The sequence below is a fragment of the Streptomyces canarius genome, from assembly GCF_014650735.1.
Lineage (GTDB): Bacteria > Actinomycetota > Actinomycetes > Streptomycetales > Streptomycetaceae > Streptomyces > Streptomyces olivaceoviridis.
Genome location: NZ_BMVN01000020.1, coordinates 38,175 through 62,083 on the forward strand (window position 1 = coordinate 38,175; position 23,909 = coordinate 62,083).

Consider the following 23,909-nt stretch of genomic DNA (forward strand, 5'->3'; position numbering starts at 1 on the left):
TCCTGGGGCGCTGGTGTTACCGGACAGGGGGGAAGTCTGCGGTGTCGGTGGTGCGTACGGCCAGCGACCGGTCCGGATTGAGCCGTACGACGATGTGGCGCCGCCAGTTCGCGTCGTCGCGCTCGGCGCGGTCCTCGCGCCAGTGGCAGCCGCGGGTCTCCTCGCGCATCCGGGCGGCGGCGACCAGGACCCGGGCCACGCACAGGAGGTTCGTGGCCTCCCAGGTGTCCACACCGGGCTCGGCGGTCTTGCCGTTCTCCTCCAGCGCGTCCCGGGCCTCGGTGCGCAGCCTCTGGAGCTGGTCCGCGGCCCTGGCGAGGGACTCCTCGGAGCGCAGCACGCCCGCGCCCTCGGTCATGGTCCGCTGGATGGCGAACCGGGTCTCGGGGGTGAGCAGCGGATGGGCCGGCTTCTCGGGGTCGGGGACCGGCACGGGCACGCGCGGGTGCAGGCCGTCGGCCGCGCGGGCGGCGGCGATGTCGGCGGCGATCCGCTCGGCGTAGACGAGACCTTCGAGGAGGGAGTTGGAGGCGAGCCGGTTGGCGCCGTGCACGCCGGTGCAGGCGACCTCGCCGCACGCGTACAGGCCCGGGACCGTGGTGCGGCCCCGCGCGTCGGTGCGGACGCCGCCGGAGGCGTAGTGGGCGGCCGGGGCGATCGGGATGGGCTCGGTGACCGGGTCGATGCCGTTGGCGCGGCAGGCGGCCAGGATGGTCGGGAAGCGGTGCTCCCACATGGCGGCGCCGAAGTGCCGGGCGTCGAGGTACATGTGCTCGGCGCCCTGCTCCAGCATCCGCCGCGTGATGCCCTTGGCGACGATGTCCCGGGGCGCCAGCTCGGCCAGTTCGTGCTGGCCCACCATGAAGCGCACGCCGTCCCCGTCGACCAGGTACGCGCCCTCGCCGCGCACCGCCTCGGAGACGAGCGGCTGCTGGCCCTCGGCGTCCGCGCCGAGGAACAGCACGGTCGGGTGGAACTGCACGAACTCCAGGTCGCTGACCTCGGCACCCGCGCGCAGCGCCAGCGCCACGCCGTCGCCGGTCGACACGGACGGGTTGGTGGTCGCCGAGAACACCTGGCCCATGCCGCCGGTCGCGAGGACCACGGCGGGCGCGTGCACGGCGCCCACGCCGTCGTGCTGGCCCTCGCCCATCACATGCAGGGTCACCCCGGCCGTACGGCCCTCGGCGTCCGTCAGCAGGTCCAGGACCAGCGCGTTCTCGATGGTGCGCAGCCCACGCGCCCGTACGGCCTCCACGAGCGCCCGGGAGACCTCCGCGCCGGTCGCGTCGCCGCCCGCGTGCGCGATCCGGCGCCGGTGGTGGCCGCCCTCGCGGGTGAGGTGGATGTCGCCCCCGCCGTCGGTGTCGAAGTGGGCACCGGTGGAGATCAGCCGCCGGACCGCGTCGGGGCCTTCGGTGACGAGGGTGCGCACGGCCTCCTCGTCACACAGGCCCGCGCCGGCCACCAGGGTGTCCTCCAGGTGCTCCTCGGGGGTGTCGCCCTCGCCGAGGGCCGCGGCGATGCCGCCCTGCGCCCAGCGCGTGGAGCCGTCGTCCAGTCGGGCCTTGGTGACGACGACCGTGGTGAGCCCGGCGGCCTCGCAGCGCAGCGCCGCGGTCAGGCCGGCCACTCCGGAGCCGACGACGACCACGTCCGCGGAGATGCTCCACCCGGGGGCGGGTGCGTGCAGTCGTATGCCTGTGCTGGTCACGAGGCGGCTCCGAAGGTGAGAGGAAGATTGTCGATCAGCCGGGTCGTGCCGACCCGGGCGGCGACCGCGAGGACGGCCTCGCCGGTGAAGTCGTCGCCGATCTCGGTGAAGTCGGCGGGGTCGACCAGCGCCAGGTAGTCCAGCCGGAGGGGCGGGTCGAAGCGGGCGGCCTCGTCCAGGACCTGGCGGGCGGCGGCCCGGACGGCCGCCGGGCCGCCGGGCGCGGCAGTGGCCACCGCGTGCGCGTCGGCCGCCGCGCGGGACTCCCCGATGGCGCTCAGCGCCTCGGCACGCGCCTGCGTGGAGGGCACTTCCCGGGCCCGCGCGCGCAGCGCCTCCTGTGCCGCGTGCCGGTCCCGGCCGGCGAACAGCGCGCCGGACAGCGCGAGGGCGGTACGGCGCTCGCCCGGCGAGAGGTAGCGGTTGCGGCTGGACAGGGCGAGCCCGTCCTCCTCGCGGACGGTCGGTACGGCGACGATCTCGACACCGAAGTTGAGGTCCCGGACCATGCGCCGGATCAGGGCCAGCTGCTGGGCGTCCTTCTGGCCGAACAGGGCGGCGTCGGGGCGGGTGAGGTGCAGCAGCTTGGCGACGACGGTGAGCATCCCGTCGAAGTGCCCGGGCCGCGAGGCACCCTCCAGGCGCTCGCCCATGGGGCCCGCGGAGACGCGCACCTGGGGTTCGCCGCCCGGGTAGACCTCGTCCACGGAGGGCGCGAACACGGCGTCCGCGCCCGCCTGCTCGGCGAGCTTGAGATCGGCGTCCAGGGTGCGCGGGTAGCGGTCCAGGTCCTCGCCCGCGCCGAACTGCAACGGGTTGACGAAAACGGTGACGACGACCTCGCCGTCGGGGCCGGCGGCCTCCCGCGCGGCACGGATGAGCGTCGCGTGGCCCTCGTGCAGGGCGCCCATGGTCATCACGACGGCGCGGCGGCCGTGGCGCACACGCGCGTGCAGCTCGTCGGCGGTGCTCAGCAGGGCGGTGCTCATCGGTCGTTCCCCTCGGTGCCGTCGGTGCCGTTCGTGCCGTCGGTTCCCTCGCCTCCCTGGCCGGCGTGGCCTGCGTCGGCGAGTACCCCGAGGAGGTCCTCGGCCAGTTCCGGCTTCAGCAGGCCGTGGGCGAGCGCGCGGTCGGCGGTCGCGCGGGCCATCGCGAGGTAGCCCGCCACGGTCTGCGGGGCGTGCCTGCGCAGCTCGGTGACGTGCGCGGCGACCGTACCGGCGTCCCCGCGCGCGACCGGGCCGGTCAGGGCGGCGTCGCCGGAGCGCAGGGCGTTGTCCAGGGCGGCCCCGAGGAGCGGGCCGAGCATCCGGTCGGGCGCGGCCACACCGGCGGTGCGCAGCAGTTCCATGGACTGGGCGACCAGGGTCACCAGGTGGTTGGCGCCGAGTGCGAGGGCCGCGTGGTACAGCGGGCGGTTCTGCTCGCTGATCCACTCCGGTTCGCCGCCCATCTCGATCACCAGGGCCTCGGCGGCCAGCCGCAGCTCCTCGGGCGCGGTGACGCCGAAGGAGCAGCCCGCGAGCCGCTGGACGTCCACCGGCGTGCCGGTGAAGGTCATCGCCGGGTGCAGGGCCAGCGGCAGCGCGCCCGCGCGCAGGGCCGGGTCGAGCACCTTGGCGCCGTACCGGCCGGAGGTGTGCACGAGCAGCTGTCCCGGCCGTACCGCGCCGGTCTCGACGAGGCCGGCGACCAGGCCGGGCAGGACGTCGTCGGGGACCGTGAGCAGCACCAGGTCGGCGCGCTGGAGCACCTCGGCGGGCGGCACCAGCGGGACGTCCGGGAGCATGGCCTCGGCGCGCCTGCGGGAGGCGTCGGAGACTCCGGAGACGGCCACCGGGCGATGCCCGGCGAGCTGGAGGGACGCGGCCAGCGCGGGGCCCACGCGACCGGCGCCGACGACGCCGACGGTGAGCCGCGCGGGGCGGTCCTTGAGGTCTGGTTGGTGGACTGTACTCACGCGACGGTGGCCTTCCCGTTCCAGTCCGCTCTGGGTACCGGACGATTTCTCGTCATGTTAACGCTATCGGGTGGGGCGGCGGCCGGTTGTCCACAGGCTGTGGGTTTCACCACGCCTTCGCCCGCTTCCTCGCCCGCTTCCTCGCCCGCTTCCTCGCCTCGTTCTCGTCTCGTCCTCGCCTCGTCCTCGTCTCAGGAAACCCGGCTGCCGCGCGGGGGCCGTGCGGGGCATGATCCACGGCATGACTGATGTGGCTGAGCAGGACGACGGACGATCGGCTGAGGAACGGTTGCGGGAGCGGCGCAGGGCCGCCCAGCGGAAGGCGCGGCGCGTCCTGGCGCACGGGACCCCCCGGGACTCGATCCGCGAACGGCTCGCGCTGCTCCAGGAGGCCGGCGCCGAGGTGTACGACCTGGACGAGCCCGGGGACGTCTACGGCGACCGGATCGTGGCCGCCCTGGAGGAGCGGGTCGCCGCGCTGCTCGGCACCGAGGCCGCCGCGTTCTTCCCGACGGGCACCATGGCCCAGCAGGTGGCCCTGCGCTGCTGGGCGGCCCGCACCGGGAACCCGACGGTGGCCCTGCACCCGCTGGCCCACCCGGAGGTGCATGAGCGGCAGGCGTTCAGCCAGGTCAGCGGGTTGCGTCCGGTCAGGGTGGGCGGTGAGCGCCGGCTGCCCACGGCGGCCGAGATACGTGACCTCGAAGAGCCCTTCGGGGCGCTGATGCTGGAGCTGCCCCTGAGGGACGCCGGTTTCGTGCTGCCCACCTGGGAGGAGCTGACCGAGACCGTCGAGGCGGCGCGGGAGCGCGACGCGGTGGTGCACTTCGACGGCGCGCGCCTGTGGGAGTGCACCGAGCACTTCGGGCGTCCCCTGGCGGAGATCGCCGGCCTCGCCGACAGCGTCTACGTGTCGTTCTACAAGTCCGTCGGCGGCTTCGGCGGCGCCGCGCTCGCCGGTCCCAGGACGCTGGTGGAGGAGGCGAGGACCTGGCGGCACCGGTACGGCGGCATGGTCTTCCAGCAGTTCCCGACCGTCCTGTCCGCGCTCATCGGCCTGGACCGCGAAGTGCCCCGGCTGCCCGAGTACGTGCGGCACGCGCGCGTGGTGGCCGCCGCGCTGCGCGAGGGCTTCGCGGCGGCCGGGGTGCCCTGGTCCCGCGTCCACCCGGAGGAGCCGCACACCCACCAGTTCCAGGTCTGGCTGCCGTACGAGCCGGAGGTGGCCGCCGAGGCGGCCCTCCGCCAGGCCGAGGAGACCTCGGTGATGCTCTTCGCGAGCGTGTGGAACACCGGCGGGCCCGGCCTCGCGTTCACGGAGGTCGGCGTCCAGGCCGCGGGACTGGAGTGGACGGCGGACGACGTCCGCGCGGCCGTACGGGGCTTCGTGGACCGCCTGCCGGACGGGGCCTAGAGGGCGCGGGGGCGCGCCCGGCGGGCCAGGGAGCGCAGCCGGTGGGTCAGGGCCCGCCGGAGCCGCCCGTGCGCCGGTCGTCCGGCGATGACCGCGCGGAAGCGCCGGTGGTCGCGCACCTCGCGGAGGAGGCCGAGGTCGTGGCGGCCCGGAGCGGGCGGCCCGGGCTCGCCGTGCAGGCGGGCGCGGTAGCTGTCGAGGAGGTACTGCTGGGTGATGCTCATGGCGGATCGCCTTCTGGAGACGTGGCTGACCGGTGACTGATCGGGCTCCGCGGCTGCCCCGGTGCCCCCAACACTGCCCCTGACCGGCACGGATGTCCCGTGGATTGACGGCTGACGTCAATCCACGGGGGCACTGTCAGTGGCCCGGTGCACCATGGGGGCATGAGCGTGACCATCGACATCACCGGACTGCCCCTGGAGAGGGTCTCCGTCGTGCCCTCTCCGCTGGCGGAGCTGGGGATGGCGCTGCACGCGCTGAGCGAGCCCGGGCACCACCCGGAGCTGCGGGGCTGGGCGACCGCCGTCTCCTCCCGGCTGGAGCCCTGCCTGGCCGACCGGCTGTGCGAGGCGGACTTCCTGTGGCGCACGACGTTCTCGGACGTCTTCGCCCCGTTCGCCGGCCTCCCGGGCGGGCGCGCGCTCCCCGGCGCGACGCTCGCGGAAGAGCTGGACCAGCTCGACGAACTGACGGACGAGCAGTTCGTCAACGCGGCCCTGGAGTTCACCTGCCAGCTCCGCTACGACGTCCAGGAGCCCGGCCCGCTCGACGACCCCGAGCTGCGCCGCCGCTCCCTGGAACTGGCCGCCGCGCGCGGTGCCGTGCAGGAGCGGTTCACGCGCCGCCTGCTGACCGATCCGCCGGCCGTGCGCGCCTGGTTCCGCCATCTGATGCTCGACTGCGACGAGGCCTTCTTCGCCGACACCTGGGCCCGTATCCAGCCCCAGCTCGCCGCCGACGCCCGGCACAAGACCGAGCTGTTGCGCCGCAAAGGACTCGGCGAGGCCCTCGCGTCCCTGTCCGGGGCCGTCTCGCTGGACGAGGAGGCCGGGCTCGTCACGGTCGACAAGCTGCTGGTGGGCCGCGCCGCCACCGGTGACGGCGGCCTGGTGCTGGTGCCGACCAGCCTCGGCTGGCCGCACGTGATGGTCCTGCACCGGTACGGCTGGCAGCCCTCGATCACCTACCCCGCGAGCGGTCCCCGGCCGCAGGCGCCCTCCGTCGAGCAGCTCACGCGCCGGCTGGACGCGCTGGCCCACCCGGTGCGGATGCGGCTGTGCCGGCACCTGGCGCGCGCCCCGCACACCACGAGCGAACTGGCCGACGCGCACGGCATGTCGGCGCCCGAGATATCCCGGCATCTGACGGTGCTGAAGAAGGCGGGCCTGATCACCGACTGCCGCCGCGGCCGGTACGTCCAGCACCAGCTGGACCTGTCCGCGGTGGCCCGGCTGGGCAGCGACTTCATCGAGGGCGTCCTGCGCTGAGGCAGCGGGGCCGGGCCCGGGGCCGGCGGACCGCGCCGAGGAAGCGGAGCCCCGGGCCGGCCGACCGCGCCGAGGAATCGGGGCCGGCCCTGCGGACCGCGCCGATGGAGCGGGCCCGAGTCGTCGCCGTCAGCCGTGGCCGCCGGCGCGCACCAGTCCCGTCTCGTACGCCAGCACGACCACCTGCACCCGGTCGCGCAGCCCGAGCTTGGTCAGGATGCGGCCCACATGGGTCTTCACGGTCGCCTCGCTCAGCACCAGCCGGGCCGCGATCTCGCCGTTGGACAGGCCCTGCGCGACCAGCACCATGACCTCGCGCTCCCGCTCGGTGAGCCGTTCCAGCTCCTTGTGCTGGGGCTCCTTGCCGACGGAGGGCAGCATCGGCGCGAAGCGGTCCAGCAGGCGCCGGGTGGTGGAGGGTGCCACGACCGCGTCGCCGCTGTGCACGGCGCGGATGGCGGCGAGGAGATCACCGGGCGGCACGTCCTTGAGCATGAAGCCGGAGGCGCCCGCCTTCAGCCCGGAGAAGGCGTACTCGTCCAGGTCGAACGTGGTCAGGATGAGGACCTTGGGCGCGTCCGGCTCCGCGCAGATCCGCCGGGTGGCCTCCACACCGTCCAGCTTCGGCATCCGGACGTCCATGAGGACGACGTCGACGGCGGTGGACCGCAGCACCTGGAGGGCCTCGACGCCGTCGCCCGCCTCCGCGACGACCTCCATGTCCGGCTGGGCGGCTAGCACCATCCGGAACCCGGTGCGCAGCAGCACCTGGTCGTCGACGAGCATCACGCGGATCGTCATCGGGCCTCTTCCGTTCGGGATCATGGGTCGGTCAGTGCGCCGGCTTGAGCGGCAGCAGGGCGCTGATGCGGAATCCTCCGCCCGGGCGCGGGCCGGCGTCCAGGGTGCCGCCGACCATGCCGACGCGCTCCCGCATGCCGATCAGGCCGTGGCCCTGTCCGTCGGCGCCGCCCTCCTCGTACATCTCGTGCGGGGCGCCCTTGCCGTCGTCCTCCACCAGCAGGCCGAGACCGTCGTCGAAGTAGACCAGGCGGACGCTCGCGCCCGCATGGGGCCCGCCGTGCTTGCGGGTGTTGGTGAGCGCCTCCTGCACGATCCGGTACGCGGTCAGCTCCACGCCGCTGGGCAGTGGCCGCGGGGTGCCCTCCACCTTGAAGTCGACCGGGAGGCCGGAGCTGCGGCACTGCTCGATGAGGTCGTCGATCTGCTCGACGTCGGGCTGCGGGACGTACTCCCCGCTCTCCTGGTGCTCGCCGGTGCGCAGCACGCCCAGCAGGCGGCGCATCTCGGCCAGCGCCTGACGGCCGGTAGAGGAGATCGTCTCCAGGGCGTTTCTCGCCTGGTCGGGGGCGGTGTCCATGACGTACGCGGCGCCGTCGGCCTGCACCACCATCACCGACACGTTGTGCGCGACGACGTCGTGCAGCTCGCGCGCGATGCGGGCGCGCTCGGCGGCGACCGCGACCTTCGCCTGCGCCTCGCGCTCCTTCTCCAGGCGGGCCGCGCGCTCCTCAAGCTGCGCGAAGTAGGCCCGCCGGGTGCGCATGGAGTCGCCGAGGACCCAGGCGAGGGCGAAGGGCACCGTCTGGAAGACCGTTATGGCGGCCTGCCCGAGCAAGCCGGTGTCCTCGGCCGGCCAGCGGATCTGGGCCACGGCCGCCGCGCACAGGCTGACGGCGAGCGCCAGCCGGGAGGCCCAGCGCGCGCCGACGGTCGCGACCGTGTAGGTGATCACCAGCATGGCGAAGTCGGCGACGGTCGTCTCGATGTCCAGGACCAGCTGCACCAGCCCGGCCACGAGGGCGAGCAGCAGCATCGGCTCCGGGAACCGGCGGCGCAGCGCCACGACGACGCACAGGACGGTGGACACGGCGATACCGCCGGCGATCGTCCCGTGGTGGCCTGGCACCCCGTCCAGATTGACCACGCTCAGCGCGGACAGCCCGAACAGGACGACGGCCCAGGAGGAGTCGACCCAGGTCGGGTGGCGGCGGAGGAAGTCGTAGAGGCGCTGCACGTAACCCAGAGTAGGGAAACCAGATGCGTGCAGGGGTCAACCGAGGGACCGATCCGTGCCCGGCGCGCGTACTCCCCAAGGTGGATGCCGTGATCATCGGTGTGCCTAGTCTGGTGCGGTGACGGATGGGACGACGGCGGAGGGCTCCCGCCGGAACAGCGGGGATCGCGCCCCGCGCGGCTGGCGCGCGGCGGCCGGTGCGGCCCTGTACGGGCCCGGCGGCTTCTACCGGCGCCCGGAGGGCCCGGCGGGCCACTTCCGCACGTCGGTGCACGCCTCCCCGCTGTTCGCGCGGGCCGTGGCCCGGCTGCTGTGCCGGGTCGACGCGGCGCTCGGGCGGCCCCCGGTGCTGGACTTCGTCGACATGGGTGCCGGGCGGGGGGAACTGGTCAGCGGGGTGCTCGCCGCCCTGCCGGCCGACGTGGCCGCACGCGCGCGTGCCCACGCCGTCGAGATCGCCGACCGCCCGGCCGGCCTGGACGAACGGATCACCTGGCTGAGCGAGCTCCCGGACGCGGTCACCGGGCTGCTGTTCGCCAACGAGTGGCTGGACAACGTGCCCGTGGACGTCGTGGAGGTGGACTCCGCGGGCGTGCCCCGGCTGGTGCTCGTCGCGGAGGACGGCTCCGAGCGGTTCGGGGAGCCCGTGACGGGCGCGCCGGCCGACTGGCTCGCGCGCTGGTGGCCGCTGCCGGCCGAGCAGGGGCTGCGGGCGGAGATCGGGCTGCCCCGGGACCGGGCCTGGGCGTCGGCCGTGGACCGGGTGGTGAGCGGGCTCGCGGTGGCCGTGGACTACGCGCACACGGTGGACGCGCGCCCCCCGTTCGGCACCCTCACCGGCTTCCGCGAGGGACGGGAGACGGCGCCCGTCCCGGACGGCTCCTGTGACATCACGGCCCATGTGGCACTGGACGCGTGCGCGGCGGCGGCTCGTACGGCACACCCGCCCTCCGGGGCGCTGCCCGCGCCTTCATACACGGCGCGGGAGCTTCCCAGCGCGCGTCTGCTCACGCAACGCGCTGCTCTGCGCGCCCTCGACATCACCGGCGCACGCCCCCCGCTCGCGCTCGCCTCCTCGGACCCCTCCGCCTATGTGCGCGCCCTCGCGAGCGCCGGTGAGGCAGCCGAGCTGACGGCACCGGGCGGCCTCGGCGACTTCGGCTGGCTGCTCCAGCCGGTGGGCATCCCGGACCCCCTGGAACCGGCCCCGCGGGACGCGCCCGGGCTGTGAAGCCCTGCTCGTGAAGCCCTGCTTGCCGATGCCACCGACTGCTTGCCGATGCCGTCGGCTACTTGTCGATGTCGCCGACCACGAAGAACATCGATCCCAGGATCGCCACCATGTCCGCCACCAGCGTCCCCGGCAGCAGCTCGGTCAGCACCTGGATGTTGTTGTACGAGGCCGAGCGCAGCTTCAGCCGGTACGGGGTCTTGTCGCCCTTGCTCACCAGGTAGTAGCCGTTGATGCCGAGCGGGTTCTCGGTCCACGCGTACGTGTGCCCCTCGGGCGCCTTCAGCACCTTCGGCAGCCGCTGGTTGATCGGCCCGGGCGGCAGCTCGGCGAGCCGGTCCAGGCAGGCGTCGGCGAGGTCCAGCGCGTTGTGGGTCTGCGCCAGCAGCACCTCGAACCGGGCGAGGCAGTCGCCCTCGCTCCGGGTGACGACCTTCAGGGTGTCCTGGAGGTCGCCGTAGGCCAGGTACGGCTCGTCGCGGCGCAGGTCGAAGTCGACGCCCGAGGCGCGCGCGACGGGCCCGCTCACGCCGTAGGAGTGCACCGCCTCCGGTGTCAGCACGCCCACCCCGCGGGTGCGCCCCCGGAAGATCTCGTTGCCGAGCACCAGGTCGTCGAAGACGTCCATGCGCGAGCGCACCGCGGCGACGGCCTCACGCGCGCGTGCGGTCCAGCCGGCCGGCAGGTCCTCCTTGAGGCCGCCGACGCGGTTGAACATGTAGTGCATGCGCCCGCCGGAGACCTCCTCCATGACGTTCTGGAGCACCTCGCGCTCCCGGAACGCGTAGAACACCGGCGTGATCCCGCCCAGCTCCAGCGGGTAGGAGCCGAGGAACATCAGGTGGTTCAGCACCCGGTTCAGCTCGGCGAGCAGCGTGCGCGTCCACACCGCCCGCCCGGGGACCTCCATGCCGAGCATCCGCTCCACCGCGAGGACCACGCCCAGCTCGTTCGAGAACGCCGACAGCCAGTCGTGGCGGTTGGCGAGCACGATGATCTGCCGGTAGTCGCGCGCCTCGAAGAGCTTCTCGGCGCCCCGGTGCATGTAGCCGATCACCGGCTCGGCGCGCACGATGCGCTCCCCGTCCAGCACCAGCCTGAGCCGCAGCACACCGTGCGTGGACGGGTGCTGGGGCCCGATGTTGAGCACCATGTCGGTGCTCTCCGCCGCGCCGCCGATACCGACCGTGGTCTCCGTCGTAGGAGTCATGGACCCAGTTTCCCCTACGTACGCTGGGCTCATGGAAACGGGGAGTCCCGAAGGGACCGGAGGGCCGGCGGACCGGCCGGTGTGGCGCGCGCTGGGGCCCGGGCTGCTGCGGGTGCGCCGGCTGCTGCTGGTGGTGTGGACGGCGGTGCTCGCGCTCGCCGCGGGGCTCCTCCCGGGTCTTCTCGCGGGGCCCGGGTGGGCGGTCTGGGCGCTGCTGCCGCCGGCGTGCGCCGTCTGGTGCTGGTGGCTGCTGGGGCGCAACTGGCGCTCGTGGCGGTACGCCGAGCGCTCCGACGACCTGCTGATCAGCCGGGGTGTCCTGTGGCGTGAGGAGACGGTGGTGCCGTACGGGCGGATGCAGCTGGTGGAGGTGACCTCCGGGCCGTTGGAGCGGCGCTTCGGGCTGGCCACCGTGCAGCTGCACACGGCCGCCGCCGCGACCGACGCGACCATCCCCGGCCTCGACCCGGCCGAGGCGGAGCGTCTGCGCGACCGGCTGACCGAGCTGGGCGAGGCACGATCGGCGGGCCTGTGACCTCCCCCGACGGCACCGACGGCATACCGGCCGGTGGCACACCGTACGAGGGCACACCGCAGCACCCGTCCGTCACCGAGCGCCGGCTGCACCCGGTCACGCCCTTCCGCCGGGCGTGGGCGCCGGTCGCGGTGCTGGCCGGCTGGGCCGCCCACGACCCGAACGGCACCCAGGAACAGCTCAACCGGCTGACCGGCACCATGCTCCTGCTGGGGCTCGCGGTACTGGTGCCGGCGGCCGGCCTCTACGGCTTCCTGTCCTGGTGGTTCACGCACTACGCGGTCACCGACACCGAACTGCGCATACGCACCGGGCTGCTGTTCCGGCGCACCGCGCACATCCGGCTGGAGCGCGTCCAGGCCGTGGACGTCTCGCGTCCGCTCCTCGCGCGCGTGGCGGGCGTGGCGAAACTGCGGATCGACGTCGTCGGCGCCGAGAGAAAGGACGAGCTGGCCTTCCTGGGCGAGCGGGAGGCACGCGCCCTGCGCGCGGAACTGCTCGCGCGCGCGGCGGGTTTCGCACCCGAGACGGCGCGCGAAGTCGGAGAGGCACCGGCGCGTGTACTGCTGCGCGTGCCCCCGCGCGAGCTGGCACGCTCCCTGGTGCTGACGGGCGCCACCTGGGGCTCGCTGTGCGCCGCGCTGGTGGTCCCGACCGTGCTGTGGCTCATCACCCACAGCCTGTGGACGGTCGTCGGAACCGCCCTGCCCCTGGTCGGCGCGGCCGGTGCGAGCAGCGTGGGCCGGTTCGTCGCGGAGTTCGACTGGACGGTCGGCGAGTCCCCGGACGGGCTCCGCATCGACCACGGGCTGCTCGACCGTACGCACGAGACGGTGCCGCCCGGCCGGGTGCAGACGGTGCGGATCGTGGAGCCGCTGCTGTGGCGGTGGCCGGGCTGGGTGCGGGTGGAACTGGACGTGGCCGGATCCGCCAACTCCGTGCTGATCCCCGTCGCCCCGCGCGCGGTCGCCGAAACCGTCGTCGCGCGCGTGCTGCCCGGCGTGACCGTGCCCCGGGAGCTGTCGCGGGTGCCGCGCCGGGCCCGGTGGTGCGTGCCGTTGTGGTGGCGCGGACACGGGCTGGCGGTCACCGGGGCGGTGTTCGCCGCCCGCAGCGGCCTGCTGTGCCGCCGGCTCTCACTCGTTCCGCACGCCAAGGTGCAGAGCGTACGGCTCACCCAGGGGCCCTGGGAGCGGCTCTGGGGCCTCGCCGACGTCCATGTGGACACCGGCGCGAACAAGACCGTGACGGCCCGGCTGCGCGGCGCCGAGGAGGCCGCTCGGCTCCTGGACGAGCAGGCGGAGAGGTCCCGCACGGGCCGCCGGGACGCCCTCCCGGACCGCTGGATGACCACCGGCTGACCGGCGGGGCCCGTCGGACCGGCACACCGGCCCACCCGTACGACCGCCCGACCCACGCTTCGGGCCCGGCTCCCCTCGCGGGAAGGCCGGGCCCGGTGTCCGGTCCGTGCGGCTGACGTCGGCTCAGGAGGCCGCGCTGCGCAGACCCTGGATGTCGATCTGCTCGGTCTCGTCGTGCGCGGTCAGGTCGATGACCTGGCCGATCCCCCGGGACCGCGCGTCGGCGGCCTTGAACCCGGCCTCGGACTCGGCCTTGTGCACGGCGAGCGCCTCGGGGCCGACGACGTCGGCGAGGTCCTCGTTCTGCACGGAGTCCAGCGTGGTCTTCGGCGCGCCCTTCTGGGTGCCGAAGAAGTCGAAGCCGCCCTCGACCACCGGGCGCCGCGCCGGCGCCGCCGGTACTACGGCCACCGCGGTCGGCACGGTGAAGTGCCCGGCGGGAGGCCGGCCCACGGGAGACGCGGCTTCGGCGGCCGACGCCGGGTCGGCGCCTTCCTTCACGCCGTCCGTCCCGGGTTCTCCTTTGGCGACGGCGGCCTCGACGGCGGCTTCCCCGGAAGCCGGGTGGGCCTCCGGCCCGGACGCCTGCGACGCGACGGCGACGGACGCGGCGGACTCGGCCGCCTCAGCAGCGTCAGCGGACTCGGCCGCTACAGCAGCGTCAGCGGACTCGGTGACGTCAGCGGACTCGGCGGACGCAAGCCGCGCGGCCCGGACCTCCGCCGCCTCGGGCTCGTCCCCCTGGGCGTCGGCGTCGGCCTCGGCCCCGCCCTCCCCCTGGTCCGGACCCTGCCGGTCGAACCGCGCCAGGGCCGTCAGCGCCCGCCGGTACAGCTGGGCGCCCCCGGGGGAGAACGCCGCCGGCCGCTCCTCGGTGCCGGACACCTCCGGGCTCGCGGCGGCCACGGGTTCGGCGCTGCGTGCCGGCGGCAGAGCGCGCGCCGAGGGGACGGGCTCCGGCTCGGGCACCGCCGCTTCGATCTCCAGCAGCCGCCGTCCCTCCAGGGCGCTGGCGCGCTCGGTCTCCGCCGTGGCGTACCGGCGCAGCAGGGCCGCGTGCTCGTTGCGCAGGCCCGCGAGTTCCGCCCGCTTGGCGCGCAGCCGCTGCTCCAGCTTCGCGCGCAGTTCGCGGGACTCCTCCAGATCGGTCTCCAGCTCGGCGACCCGTTCCTCGTGCCGCCATTCGTCGCCCGCACGCGCGCGTGTGAGTTCGGCGACCTGCTTGCCCGCCTGAGCGTCCCAGCGGCGCATGACGACCGCGCCGACGACCGCCGTCGCGGCGGCCGCCGCGGCCAGCGTGCGCAACACGGTGGCCTCGGAGAACACCCACGGACCCAGCGCGCAGGCGACGGAGACGCCGGCGATCGCCGACGGGGGCAACAGCCGGTGCAGAGGCGGGGAATGGCGGTGGCGTCCACGTGGCATGGCCAGAAACTTACCGCGCGTAGGGGAATCGTGGGCCCCCGCCCCGTAAAAACACGGCCACACCGTGGGTTTCACGGGGCGTCAGGGCCAGAACGGCTCAGCGGTCGGTGAGCCGCCCGCTGAGCCACTGGAGCGTCGGCGGGATCTCGCGCCGCCAGGTGTTGAAGTTGTGCCCGCCGCTGCCGAGGATGATCGACGAGACCCGGGTCAGATTCGTGGCCTGGACCCGCTGGATGAACTTCAGCGTGGCGTTGTAGTTCTGCTCGCCGACCTTGCTGCTGGTGACGAGCAGCGAGGTGTCCGGCGCCTCCTCGTGCTCCAGCAGCCAGAACAGGTCGGCGCGGTTGCGCAGCTTCTTGTCGCCGTGGAAGAGGTCACCGGTGGTCGGGTCGATCGGCGCCTTGTAGTACGGCGAGAGGCCCGCGCCGGCCGCGTACACGTTCGGGTGGTGCATGGCGAGCTTGAGGGCGCAGTAGCCGCCCGTGGAGTCGCCGACGAGGCCCCAGCTGCCCGGCCGCTTGCCGGCCCGGTAGTGCCCGAGGACGGCCTCCGGCAGATCCTTGGCGAAAAACGTTTCGGCTTGCGGTCCGCCCGGCACGTCGACGCACTCGGTGTCCCGCGGCGGTGCCACGGTCGGCCGCAGCATGACCAGGATCATCGGCTGCACCCGCCCGTCCTTGGCCAGCCGCTGCGCCGTGCTCGGGTAGTCCAGCTTCTCCACCAGCGCCCGCGCGGTGCCCGGGTAGCCGGTCAGCACGACCGCCACCGGGAACGTACGCGTGCGGTACTGCGGCTGGAAGTACTCCGGCGGCAGGTACACGTACGCCGGTGTGGCGATGCGGGTCGTACGGCCCACGATGTCGACCTTCTGTACCTGCCCGCCGGTCTCCGGCCGCGCGGCGTTCACGCCCGGCACGTCGGAGGTGGAGACCACCTGGAGCGGGCCGCCGGTGCTGCCGTTGGCCGAGTGGTCGACCACGATCCCCTGGTCGGTCTCCTGGCCGAACAGGTCCGCCCAGCTCGCGTAGAAGCCGAAGGCCTGGTTGGCGGCGAGCCCGACGCAGGCGAAGAGGGCCACCTGGGTGAACAGCAGCAGACCGACCCGCCCGCTGACGGCCCGCCAGCTCGAACGGGCCAGGCGCGGCCACAGCCATACCGTGCCGACGAACAGCACGACGGCGATCAGAATCGCCAGCACCAGCACTTTGTTGCTCGTGAGATCCATAGGCTGTTTCCTGCCTGTGCTTTCCGCCCGTGTCGTGCCCACGCGAGATTGCGAGGGCTTGCCCGGGGCTTTCCTTGGCCTTTGACCCGACTTTCCGGTGGGGAGTGAACCTCCCTCCCCGCGACACCGTCCTAGAGGGCGCAATGTCGCCGGATGCCCGATCGGGCCCGGGTTCAAGGTCTCTCGCAGAACTACGGGATGCGATGTCTGTCAGGATAGATGGGGAAATGTCGGGCGAGGTTCCGGGCCGATCAAGCCGGGCGCGGCGCATACTGAGCGGCCCGCGCCCCGAGGCCGTCCCCGCCGTGGTCGGCAGGGCCGCCGCGCTCGTGGGCGTCCTGGACATTGCCGCGGGTGTGTTCCCGCGCTTCCGTCACAGCCGTATGCACGCCATCGCGGAGGTGCTGCCGGGCTCCTTCGGGCCGTTCGCGGCGGCGCTCTCGCTCAGCGCGGGCGTGCTGTTGCTGCTGCTCGCGCACGGGCTCAAACGGCGCAAGCGCCGGGCGTGGCGCGCGGCGGTCGTGCTGCTTCCGGCGGGTGCGGTGGCGCAGTTCGCCTACCGCCACTCGGTCGTGGGCATGCTGATCGCGGTCGCACTCCTGGTCCCGCTGCTGCGCCACCGCGACCAGTTCGCGGCCCTGCCCGATCCGCGCAGCAGGTGGCGCGCGCTCGCCAACTTCGTGCTCATGAGCGCCGGTTCCCTCGCCCTCGGCCTCGTCATCGTCAGCGTCCACCCGCACCGGACGATCGGCGACCCGAGCCTGGCCGACCGGCTGACGCACGTCATCTACGGCCTGGCCGGCTTCGAGGGCCCGGTCGACTACCAGGGCAACACCTCCTGGACGGTCGCCTTCTCCCTCGGCGCCCTCGGCTGGATCACCGCCGTCACCACGATCTACCTGGCCTTCCGCCCGGAGCACCCGGCCGCCCGCCTCACCGAGGACGACGAGGTCAAGCTGCGCGCGCTGCTGGAGAAGCACGGCCGGCGCGACTCGCTCGGCCACTTCGCGCTGCGCCGCGACAAGGCCGTGGTGTTCTCGCCGAGCGGCAAGGCCGCGGTCACCTACCGGGTCGTGTCCGGCGTGATGCTCGCCAGCGGCGACCCCATCGGCGACGTCGAGGCCTGGCCGGGCGCCATCGAGCGCTTCATGGACGAGGCCAGGGCCCACTCCTGGACGCCCGCGGTCATGGGCTGCTCGGAGACCGGTGGCGAGGTGTGGACCCGGGAGACCGGCCTGGACGCCCTCGAACTGGGCGACGAGGCGGTGGTGGACGTGGCGGATTTCTCGCTCGCCGGACGCGCGATGCGCAACGTGCGCCAGATGGTCAAGCGCATCGAGCGGGCCGGCTACGAAACCCGGGTACGGCGCATCCGTGACGTCGGCGAGGCCGAGTTGGAGCGGATCCGCCGGGCGGCGGAGGACTGGCGCGGCACGGACACCGAGCGCGGCTTCTCCATGGCGCTCGGCCGCATCGGCGACCCGGCCGACGGCGACTGTCTGATCGCCACCGCCCACAAGCAGGATGACGCGCAGGGCGAGTACGGCGACCTGAAGGCGATCCTCCACTTCGTGCCCTGGGGCGAGGACGGCGTGTCGCTGGACCTGATGCGCCGCGACCGCAGCGCCGACCCGGGCATGAACGAACTGCTGATCGTCGCCGCCCTGCAAGCCGCCCCGAGGCTGGGCATCACCCGGGTCTCGCTGAACTTCGCGATGTTCCGCTCCGCCCTCGCACGCGGCGAGAAGATCGGCGCCGGCCCCGTGCTGCGCGCCTGGCGCGGACTGCTGGTGTTCCTCTCGCGCTGGTTCCAGATCGAGTCGCTGTACAAGTTCAACGCCAAGTTCCAGCCGCGCTGGGAACCGCGGTTCGTGGTCTACCGGGCCTCCGCCGACCTGCCCCGCATCGGCTTCGCCGCCATGCAGGCGGAGGGCTTCGTCAACCTCGCCGTGCCGCTGCCGCGCTTCCTGCGCCGGCGCCGGTCGACGGCCCAGCGCGCGTGCGCGCACGCGGTGACCGAACGGGACGTCCGGGCGGCCTGAGCCGCCCACCTGCCTCCCGAGCCCCGACACGCCGAGCGGTACGGCCCCGGGACCGGTCCGGGAGGACGCCGCACCCCCTCCGGCACCGGGGCCTCCGCCCGGGGCGCAGCGCGTTCCGGCACGGTCCGGGGCCTACGCTGAACGTATGAACAACCTCAGCGGGCGCGGCCGAGTCGCCGGCCTTCCGGCATGGGACCGGTGCGCGGTCATGGGGGTCGTGAACGTGACCCCCGACTCCTTCTCCGACGGCGGCCGCTGGTTCGACACGACCGTCGCCGTCAAGCACGGCCTGGATCTGGTCGCCGAGGGCGCGGATCTGGTCGACGTCGGCGGCGAGTCCACCCGGCCCGGTGCCCCGCGCGTGGACGAGGCGGAGGAGCTGCGGCGGGTCATCCCCGTGGTGCGGGGCCTCGCCTCCGAGGGCGTCGTCGTCTCCGTCGACACCATGCGCGCCTGCGTCGCCGAACAGGCCCTCGCGGCAGGCGCCGCCCTCGTCAACGACGTCAGCGGCGGCCTCGCCGATCCCGCGATGGTCCCGGTGGTCGCCGACGCGGGCGCCCCCTTCGTCGTCATGCACTGGCGCGGTTTCCTCCAGGGCGGCAACGTCAAGGGCGTCTACGAGGACGTCGTCGGGGAGGTCGTGGACGAACTGCACGCGCGCGTAGAGGCCGTTCTGGCGGGCGGTATCGCCCCGGACCGCATCGTCGTCGACCCGGGCCTCGGCTTCTCCAAGGAGGCCGAGCACGACCTCGCCCTCCTCGCCCGCCTCGACCGGCTGGCCTCCCTCGGGCACCCGCTGCTGGTCGCCGCCTCCCGCAAGCGGTTCCTCGGCCGGGTCCTCGCCGGACCGCAGGGAGCGCCCCCGCCGGCCCGGGAGCGCGACGCGGCCACGGCGGCCGTCTCCGCGCTCGCCGCGCACGCCGGCGCATGGGCGGTGCGCGTGCACGAGGTGCGCGCCACTGCGGACGCGGTCCGGGTCGCCCGGGCCGTGGAGGAGGCGCGCGGCGCGGCGAGCGCGCCCGGCACCGGCGGCGAGCACGGGGCGGAAGGAGAGCGGTGAGCGCCCCCCACACCGATGTCGAGCAGGTGGAGGCCGCCAACACCGCCTTCTACGAGGCACTCGAGCGCGGCGACTTCGAGGAGGTCTCCTCCCTCTGGCTGACCCCCGCCGACCTGGGCGTGGACGAGACGTACCACGACCCCGCGGACAGCGGGGTCATCTCCTGCGTCCACCCCGGCTGGCCGGTGCTCACCGGCCGCGGCGAGGTCCTCAGGTCGTACGCGCTGATCATGGCCAACACCGACTACATCCAGTTCTTCCTCACCGATGTGCATGTCTCCGTGACCGGCGACACCGCAGTCGTGACCTGCACGGAGAACATCCTCAGCGGCGGCCCCGCCCCCGAGGAGGGCGCGGAGCTCGGCCCGCTGGTCGGCCAGCTCGTCGTCGCCACGAACGTGTTCCGGCGCACCCCCTCCGGCTGGAAGCTCTGGTCGCACCACGCCTCCCCCGTGCTGGCCGAGACCGACGAGGACGACGACGACAACCACGTGAACGGCGTGAACCCGGACGACGAACCCCTGGCCTGACCCGAAGAAGTGGTTGGAATCACCTACCCCGGGGTAGGAGCGGCTACCAGCCCATGACAGGGCCGGGTTCCCCGGGGGAAACGGCCGGTGAACCCTGCGGACACCGGCCCGTGCCCACGCCCCCGCGGCCCGGCTTTGTCAGTGCCCGCAGGTAGATTCGTCTGAGGCCGGTGTGCCGCCCGCACGCGGCACGGGCCGGTCGTTCCCGACGATTGCAGGAGTGATTCGCGTGGATCGTGTCGCGCTGCGCGGCCTCAAGGCCCGCGGGCACCACGGTGTGTTCCCCAAGGAGCGCGAGGAGGGCCAGACCTTCATCGTGGACCTGGTCCTCGGCCTGGACACCCGGCCGGCCGCGGCCGACGACGACCTGACGAAGACCGTGCACTACGGCATCGTGGCCGAGGAGGTCGTGGCCGTGGTCGAGGGCGAGCCGGTGAACCTCATCGAGACCCTCGCCGAGCGGATCGCCCGGACCTGCCTGAAGCACGAAGGGGTCGAGGAGGTCGAGGTCTGCGTCCACAAGCCGGACGCCCCGATCACCGTCCCCTTCGACGACGTGACCGTCACCATCACCCGGAGCCGAGTATGACCCGACCTTTCCACCAGGGTCACAGCGACCCGACCGTCCAGCCCGTGCCCGCCTCGGTCGTCGAGCAGGTCGACGCCGCCGACACGACGCTGAGCAACCCGAAGTGGGCCGTGATCTCCATCGGCTCCAACCTCGGCAACCGCCTGGAGACCCTCCAGGGCGCCGTCGACGCCCTGGAGGACACCCCGGGAGTCCGGGTGAAGGCCGTCTCCCCGGTGTACGAGACCGAGCCGTGGGGCGTGGAGCCGGGCAGCCAGCCGTCGTACTTCAACGCGGTCGTGGTCCTCAAGACGACGCTGCCCCCGTCGTCCCTGCTGGAGCGGGCGCACGCCGTGGAGGAGGCCTTCCACCGCGTCCGGGACGAGCGCTGGGCCCCGCGCACGCTGGACGTCGACATCGTCGCCTACGCCGGCGTCACCTCGGACGACCCGCGGCTCACCCTGCCCCACCCGCGCGCCCACGAGCGCGCCTTCGTGCTCGCGCCCTGGCACGACGTCGACCCGCAGGCACAGCTCCCCGGCCGCGGCACGGTGGCCGACCTGCTGTCCGCCGTCACCCGTGAGGGTGTCGCGCCCCGCGCGGACCTGGAACTCCGGCTGCCCGAGTAGTCGTTAAGGTCGAGACGGGTCAAGACCAAGACGACCACCGTCCGGGATGGTCCGGGGGAACTGAAGGGACACCGTGAGAGAGCTGCGCATCAGGGTGCTGGCGGGCGTGTTCGTCGTGGCAGGCGTCCTGTCCTGGGCGGGCGCCCGCCTCTGGAACTCGATCGGGACCCTCCCCAGCGTCCCCCTGGCCGCCCCCGTCGTCCTCGCGCTGATCGCGGTGGTCCTGCTCTCGACGGCACTGTCGCTGCGCGCCCGTCTCCGGGCCCAGCGCGAGCGCAGGCCCGGCGCCAAGGGCGTCGACCCGCTGATGGCCGCCCGGGCGGTCGTCTTCGGCCAGGCCAGCGCCCTGGTGGCCGCGCTCGTCGCCGGCATGTACGGCGGCACGGGCGTCTTCCTGCTGGAGCTGCTGGACATCCCGGCCCGCCGGGACCAGGCGATCTACGCCGGTTTCTCGGTCCTGGCCGGCATCGGTGTGATAGCCGCCGCCATCTTCCTGGAGCGGGTCTGCAAGCTCCCCGAGGACGACGACCAGAACCACCAGGGCGCGGAGCCGGTGGCCTGACCCCCGGCCCCGCGCCCCGGCGCGTTCAGCGGCTCGCTCAGCGCGCCATGATGAGGCTCATCGCCTCGTTCCGCGTCGCCGCGTCCCGCAGCTGACCGCGGACCGCGGACGTTATGGTCTTCGCGCCCGGCTTGCGGATGCCCCGCATGGACATGCACATGTGCTCGCACTCGACGACCACGATGACGCCCCGCGGCTCCAGGATGTTCATCAGGGAGTCCGCGATCTGTGTGGTGAGGCGCTCCTGCACCTGCGGCCGGCGGGCGTAGACGTCGACCAGGCGGGCCAGCTTGGACAGGCCGGTGATCTTGCCGGTCTCGGAGGGGATGTAGCCGACGTGGGCGACACCCCGGAACGGCACCAGATGATGCTCGCAGGTCGAGTACACCTCGATGTCCTTCACCAGGACCATCTCGTCGTGCCCCAGGTCGAACGTCGTCGTCAGGACGTCCTCCGGCTGCTGCCACAGACCGGCGAAGATCTCCCTGTAGGCACGCGCGACCCTGGCCGGCGTCTCCCGCAGGCCCTCGCGGTCCGGGTCCTCGCCGACCGCGATCAGCAGTTCGCGTACGGCGTTCTCGGCGCGCTTCTCGTCGAACTCGCCGATGGGGCCCTCGCCGTTCAGCGTCACCGGGTCGGTCATCTGGTTCCTCGTTCCTGTGCCTTGCACGCGGGTGTGCCTCGCGTTCCCGTCTGCGGACAACCGAAATGCCGCGCCCCCAGGCTAAAACCTGGGGGACGCGGCATTCATTCCAGCCCTCGTGGCCGTTGCTCGGTCAGCTCTCGGAGCGGTCCTCCGGGGTCTGCTCCGTCACCGGGGCGGACTCCGCGGCGGTGGACTTCGCCGTGCTGATCGCCGCCGTCGCGCCGTTCGCACCGTTGGTCAGTGCCAGCTCCTTCGGGGAGAGCACCGGCGGGCGGGTGGACGGGGTGCGGCGGGAGGAGCCGGTCCAGGCGGGCCGCGGCGGGCGCTTGACGATCGGGGCGAAGATCTCGGCGATCTCCTCCTTGCCCAGGGTCTCCTTCTCCAGCAGCTGGAGCACGAGGTTGTCGAGCACGTCGCGGTTCTCGACCAGGATCTCCCAGGCCTCGTTGTGCGCGGTCTCGATCAGCTTCTTGACCTCTTCGTCCACCAGCGCGGCGACCTCTTCCGAGTAGTCGCGCTGGTGAGCCATCTCACGGCCCAGGAACGGCTCGGAGTTGTCGCCTCCGAACTTGATCGCGCCGAGGCGCTCGGTCATGCCGTACTGGGTGACCATCGCGCGGGCCAGGTTGGTGGCCTTCTCGATGTCGTTCGCGGCGCCCGTGGTCGGGTCGTGGAAGACCAGTTCCTCGGCCGCCCGGCCGCCCAGCATGTAGGCGAGCTGGTCGAGCATCTCGTTGCGCGTGGTCGAGTACTTGTCCTCGTCCGGCAGGACCATCGTGTAACCGAGGGCACGGCCACGGGACAGGATCGTGATCTTGTGGACCGGGTCGGAGTTCGGCGAGGCCGCCGCGACCAGGGCGTGACCGCCCTCGTGGTACGCGGTGATCTTCTTCTCCTTGTCCGACATGATCCGGGTCCGCTTCTGCGGGCCCGCGACCACGCGGTCGATCGCCTCGTCCAGCGCCTTGTTGTCGATCAGCTTCTGGTCGCCGCGGGCGGTGAGCAGGGCGGCCTCGTTCAGCACGTTGGCGAGGTCGGCACCGGTCATGCCCGGGGTGCGGCGGGCCACGGCGGACAGGTCGACGTCGGGCGCGACCGGCTTGCCCTTCTGGTGGACCTTGAGGATCTCCAGGCGGCCCTGGAGGTCCGGCGGGTCGACCGCGATCTGCCGGTCGAAGCGGCCGGGGCGCAGCAGCGCCGGGTCGAGGATGTCCGGGCGGTTCGTGGCGGCGATCAGGATCACACCGCCCTTGACGTCGAAACCGTCCATCTCGACGAGCAGCTGGTTCAGCGTCTGCTCGCGCTCGTCGTGACCGCCGCCGAGACCGGCGCCGCGGTGACGGCCGACCGCGTCGATCTCGTCCACGAAGACGATCGCCGGGGCGTTCGCCTTGGCCTGCTCGAACAGGTCACGGACCCGGGAGGCACCGACACCGACGAACATCTCGACGAAGTCGGAACCGGAGATCGAGTAGAAGGGGACGCCCGCCTCGCCGGCGACGGCGCGCGCGAGCAGGGTCTTGCCGGTACCCGGGCGGCCGTAGAGCAGCACGCCCTTGGGGATCTTGGCGCCGACGGCCTGGAACTTGGCCGGCTCCTGGAGGAACTCCTTGATCTCCTGGAGCTCCTCGACGGCCTCGTCGCAGCCCGCGACGTCGGAGAAGGTCGTCTTCGGGGTGTCCTTGGTGATGAGCTTCGCCTTGGACTTGCCGAAGTTCATGACCCGGGAGCCGCCGCCCTGCATCTGGTTCATCAGGAACAGGAAGACGACCACGATCAGGACGAAGGGCAGCAGCGAGAGCAGGACGCCGACGAACGGGTTCTGCTTGGACGGCGAGACGGTGTAGCCGTCCGGAATCTGCTTGTCCTGGTACTTGGTCTGTAGCGTGCCGGCGACGGTCACGCCCTGGTCGCCGATGTAGCTCGCCTGGATCTTCGAGCTGCCCTCGACCTTGTAGCCGTCCTTGAGCGTGACCTTGATGCTCTGCTCGTCACCGGTGGTGAGCTTGGCCGACTCGACCTTGTTGTCGTTGATCGCCGCCACGACCTGGCCGGTGTCCACCGTCTTGTAGCCGCCGGACGAGCCGACGACCTGCATCAACACGACCACGGCAAGGACGGCCAGCACGATCCACATGACCGGCCCACGGAAGTATCGCTTCACGTCCATCCATACGGAGCGGTGTCGCCCCGTCCCTCCTGCCATAGTGAGTTTGATAAGACAGTTCTTCTGACGGTACCCCAGCATTGTTGCCCGAAGCCGCACGGA

General features: G+C 73.1%; 22 protein-coding genes. 11 read left to right on the forward strand and 11 right to left on the reverse strand.

Going from position 1 to position 23,909, the window contains the following annotated elements; genetic code table 11:
- Positions 1-16: 16 nt before the first annotated feature.
- From IE294_RS26130 to IE294_RS26140, 3 genes are read right to left on the reverse strand one after another with little or no spacing between them, the layout of a single operon-like run.
- A complete protein-coding gene (locus IE294_RS26130) occupies positions 17-1,714 on the reverse strand; it encodes an L-aspartate oxidase (RefSeq protein ID WP_189890068.1) in 1,698 nt (565 codons plus the stop codon).
- On the reverse strand, positions 1,711-2,703 hold the full coding sequence (panC, locus tag IE294_RS26135) for a pantoate--beta-alanine ligase (RefSeq protein ID WP_189890070.1): 993 nt from the start codon (positions 2,701-2,703) through the stop codon (positions 1,711-1,713). Before panC ends, IE294_RS26130 begins: the two co-directional genes overlap by 4 nt.
- Complete coding sequence (locus tag IE294_RS26140) at positions 2,700-3,674, reverse strand: Rossmann-like and DUF2520 domain-containing protein (RefSeq protein WP_189890072.1); 975 nt, start codon at positions 3,672-3,674, stop codon at positions 2,700-2,702. Before IE294_RS26140 ends, panC begins: the two co-directional genes overlap by 4 nt.
- 241 nt (positions 3,675-3,915) lie before the next feature.
- Between IE294_RS26140 and IE294_RS26145 the strand changes: the two genes are divergently transcribed.
- On the forward strand, positions 3,916-5,088 hold the full coding sequence (locus tag IE294_RS26145) for a threonine aldolase family protein (protein ID WP_229917350.1): 1,173 nt from the start codon (positions 3,916-3,918) through the stop codon (positions 5,086-5,088).
- Here the strand turns inward: IE294_RS26145 and IE294_RS26150 are convergent.
- Positions 5,085-5,312 (reverse strand): hypothetical protein, encoded by a 228-nt coding sequence (locus tag IE294_RS26150; RefSeq protein WP_189890076.1) that lies wholly within the window; start codon positions 5,310-5,312, stop codon positions 5,085-5,087. The two genes, IE294_RS26145 and IE294_RS26150, sit on opposite strands and share 4 nt — an antisense overlap.
- A 162-nt stretch (positions 5,313-5,474) precedes the next feature.
- Between IE294_RS26150 and IE294_RS26155 the strand changes: the two genes are divergently transcribed.
- Positions 5,475-6,578: a DUF5937 family protein gene (locus tag IE294_RS26155; RefSeq protein ID WP_189890078.1), complete on the forward strand. Its 1,104-nt coding sequence runs from the start codon at positions 5,475-5,477 to the stop codon at positions 6,576-6,578.
- 129 nt (positions 6,579-6,707) lie between these two features.
- Here the strand turns inward: IE294_RS26155 and IE294_RS26160 are convergent, their stop codons facing one another.
- Both IE294_RS26160 and IE294_RS26165 read right to left on the reverse strand, forming a co-directional pair.
- Entirely contained in the window at positions 6,708-7,379 is a 672-nt protein-coding gene (locus tag IE294_RS26160) for a response regulator (RefSeq protein ID WP_014674130.1), read from the reverse strand.
- A gap of 31 nt (positions 7,380-7,410) precedes the next feature.
- Positions 7,411-8,616, reverse strand: coding sequence for a sensor histidine kinase (locus IE294_RS26165; RefSeq protein ID WP_189890080.1), 1,206 nt, complete (start codon positions 8,614-8,616; stop codon positions 7,411-7,413).
- A gap of 118 nt (positions 8,617-8,734) precedes the next feature.
- On the opposite strand from IE294_RS26165, the gene IE294_RS26170 reads away from it, so the two are divergent.
- The gene (locus IE294_RS26170) at positions 8,735-9,847 is read left to right on the forward strand and encodes an SAM-dependent methyltransferase (RefSeq protein WP_189890082.1); all 1,113 of its coding nucleotides are present in this window, start codon (positions 8,735-8,737) and stop codon (positions 9,845-9,847) included.
- 58 nt (positions 9,848-9,905) lie between these two features.
- On the opposite strand, the gene IE294_RS26175 is transcribed toward IE294_RS26170, so the two are convergent.
- Complete coding sequence (locus IE294_RS26175) at positions 9,906-11,057, reverse strand: NADH-quinone oxidoreductase subunit D (protein ID WP_189890084.1); 1,152 nt, start codon at positions 11,055-11,057, stop codon at positions 9,906-9,908.
- Between the two features lie 31 nt (positions 11,058-11,088).
- Between IE294_RS26175 and IE294_RS26180 the strand changes: the two genes are divergently transcribed.
- Positions 11,089-11,592 carry a PH domain-containing protein gene (locus IE294_RS26180; RefSeq protein WP_189890086.1) on the forward strand — a complete coding sequence of 168 codons (504 nt, stop codon included), beginning with the start codon at positions 11,089-11,091 and terminating at the stop codon, positions 11,590-11,592.
- 23 nt (positions 11,593-11,615) lie between these two features.
- Complete coding sequence (locus IE294_RS26185) at positions 11,616-12,953, forward strand: PH domain-containing protein (RefSeq protein WP_189890240.1); 1,338 nt, start codon at positions 11,616-11,618, stop codon at positions 12,951-12,953.
- A gap of 123 nt (positions 12,954-13,076) precedes the next feature.
- On the opposite strand, the gene IE294_RS26190 is transcribed toward IE294_RS26185, so the two are convergent.
- Positions 13,077-14,378, reverse strand: coding sequence for a hypothetical protein (locus IE294_RS26190; RefSeq protein WP_189890088.1), 1,302 nt, complete (start codon positions 14,376-14,378; stop codon positions 13,077-13,079).
- Positions 14,379-14,475: 97 nt separating this feature from the next.
- Complete coding sequence (locus IE294_RS26195) at positions 14,476-15,603, reverse strand: alpha/beta hydrolase (protein WP_189890090.1); 1,128 nt, start codon at positions 15,601-15,603, stop codon at positions 14,476-14,478.
- Positions 15,604-15,830: 227 nt separating this feature from the next.
- Between IE294_RS26195 and IE294_RS26200 the strand changes: the two genes are divergently transcribed.
- From IE294_RS26200 to IE294_RS26225, 6 genes are all read left to right on the forward strand, one after another.
- Complete coding sequence (locus tag IE294_RS26200; RefSeq protein WP_189890091.1) at positions 15,831-17,645, forward strand: phosphatidylglycerol lysyltransferase domain-containing protein; 1,815 nt, start codon at positions 15,831-15,833, stop codon at positions 17,643-17,645.
- 145 nt (positions 17,646-17,790) lie between these two features.
- Entirely contained in the window at positions 17,791-18,705 is a 915-nt protein-coding gene (gene folP, locus IE294_RS26205; protein ID WP_189890093.1) for a dihydropteroate synthase, read from the forward strand.
- Positions 18,702-19,235, forward strand: a complete 534-nt coding sequence (locus tag IE294_RS26210) for a nuclear transport factor 2 family protein (RefSeq protein WP_189890095.1) — start codon at positions 18,702-18,704, stop codon at positions 19,233-19,235. Before folP ends, IE294_RS26210 begins: the two co-directional genes overlap by 4 nt.
- 229 nt (positions 19,236-19,464) lie before the next feature.
- Positions 19,465-19,824, forward strand: coding sequence for a dihydroneopterin aldolase (gene folB / locus IE294_RS26215; RefSeq protein ID WP_030651455.1), 360 nt, complete (start codon positions 19,465-19,467; stop codon positions 19,822-19,824).
- Positions 19,821-20,432 (forward strand): 2-amino-4-hydroxy-6-hydroxymethyldihydropteridine diphosphokinase, encoded by a 612-nt coding sequence (gene folK, locus IE294_RS26220; protein WP_189890097.1) that lies wholly within the window; start codon positions 19,821-19,823, stop codon positions 20,430-20,432. Before folB ends, folK begins: the two co-directional genes overlap by 4 nt.
- Positions 20,433-20,505: 73 nt before the next feature.
- Positions 20,506-20,994 carry a DUF3180 domain-containing protein gene (locus IE294_RS26225; protein ID WP_058081406.1) on the forward strand — a complete coding sequence of 163 codons (489 nt, stop codon included), beginning with the start codon at positions 20,506-20,508 and terminating at the stop codon, positions 20,992-20,994.
- A gap of 37 nt (positions 20,995-21,031) precedes the next feature.
- On the opposite strand, the gene folE is transcribed toward IE294_RS26225, so the two are convergent.
- Both folE and ftsH read right to left on the reverse strand, forming a co-directional pair.
- Positions 21,032-21,637: a GTP cyclohydrolase I FolE gene (gene folE / locus IE294_RS26230; RefSeq protein WP_189890099.1), complete on the reverse strand. Its 606-nt coding sequence runs from the start codon at positions 21,635-21,637 to the stop codon at positions 21,032-21,034.
- 133 nt (positions 21,638-21,770) lie between these two features.
- Entirely contained in the window at positions 21,771-23,810 is a 2,040-nt protein-coding gene (ftsH, locus tag IE294_RS26235; RefSeq protein ID WP_189816816.1) for an ATP-dependent zinc metalloprotease FtsH, read from the reverse strand.
- Between the last annotated feature and the right edge of the window lie 99 nt (positions 23,811-23,909).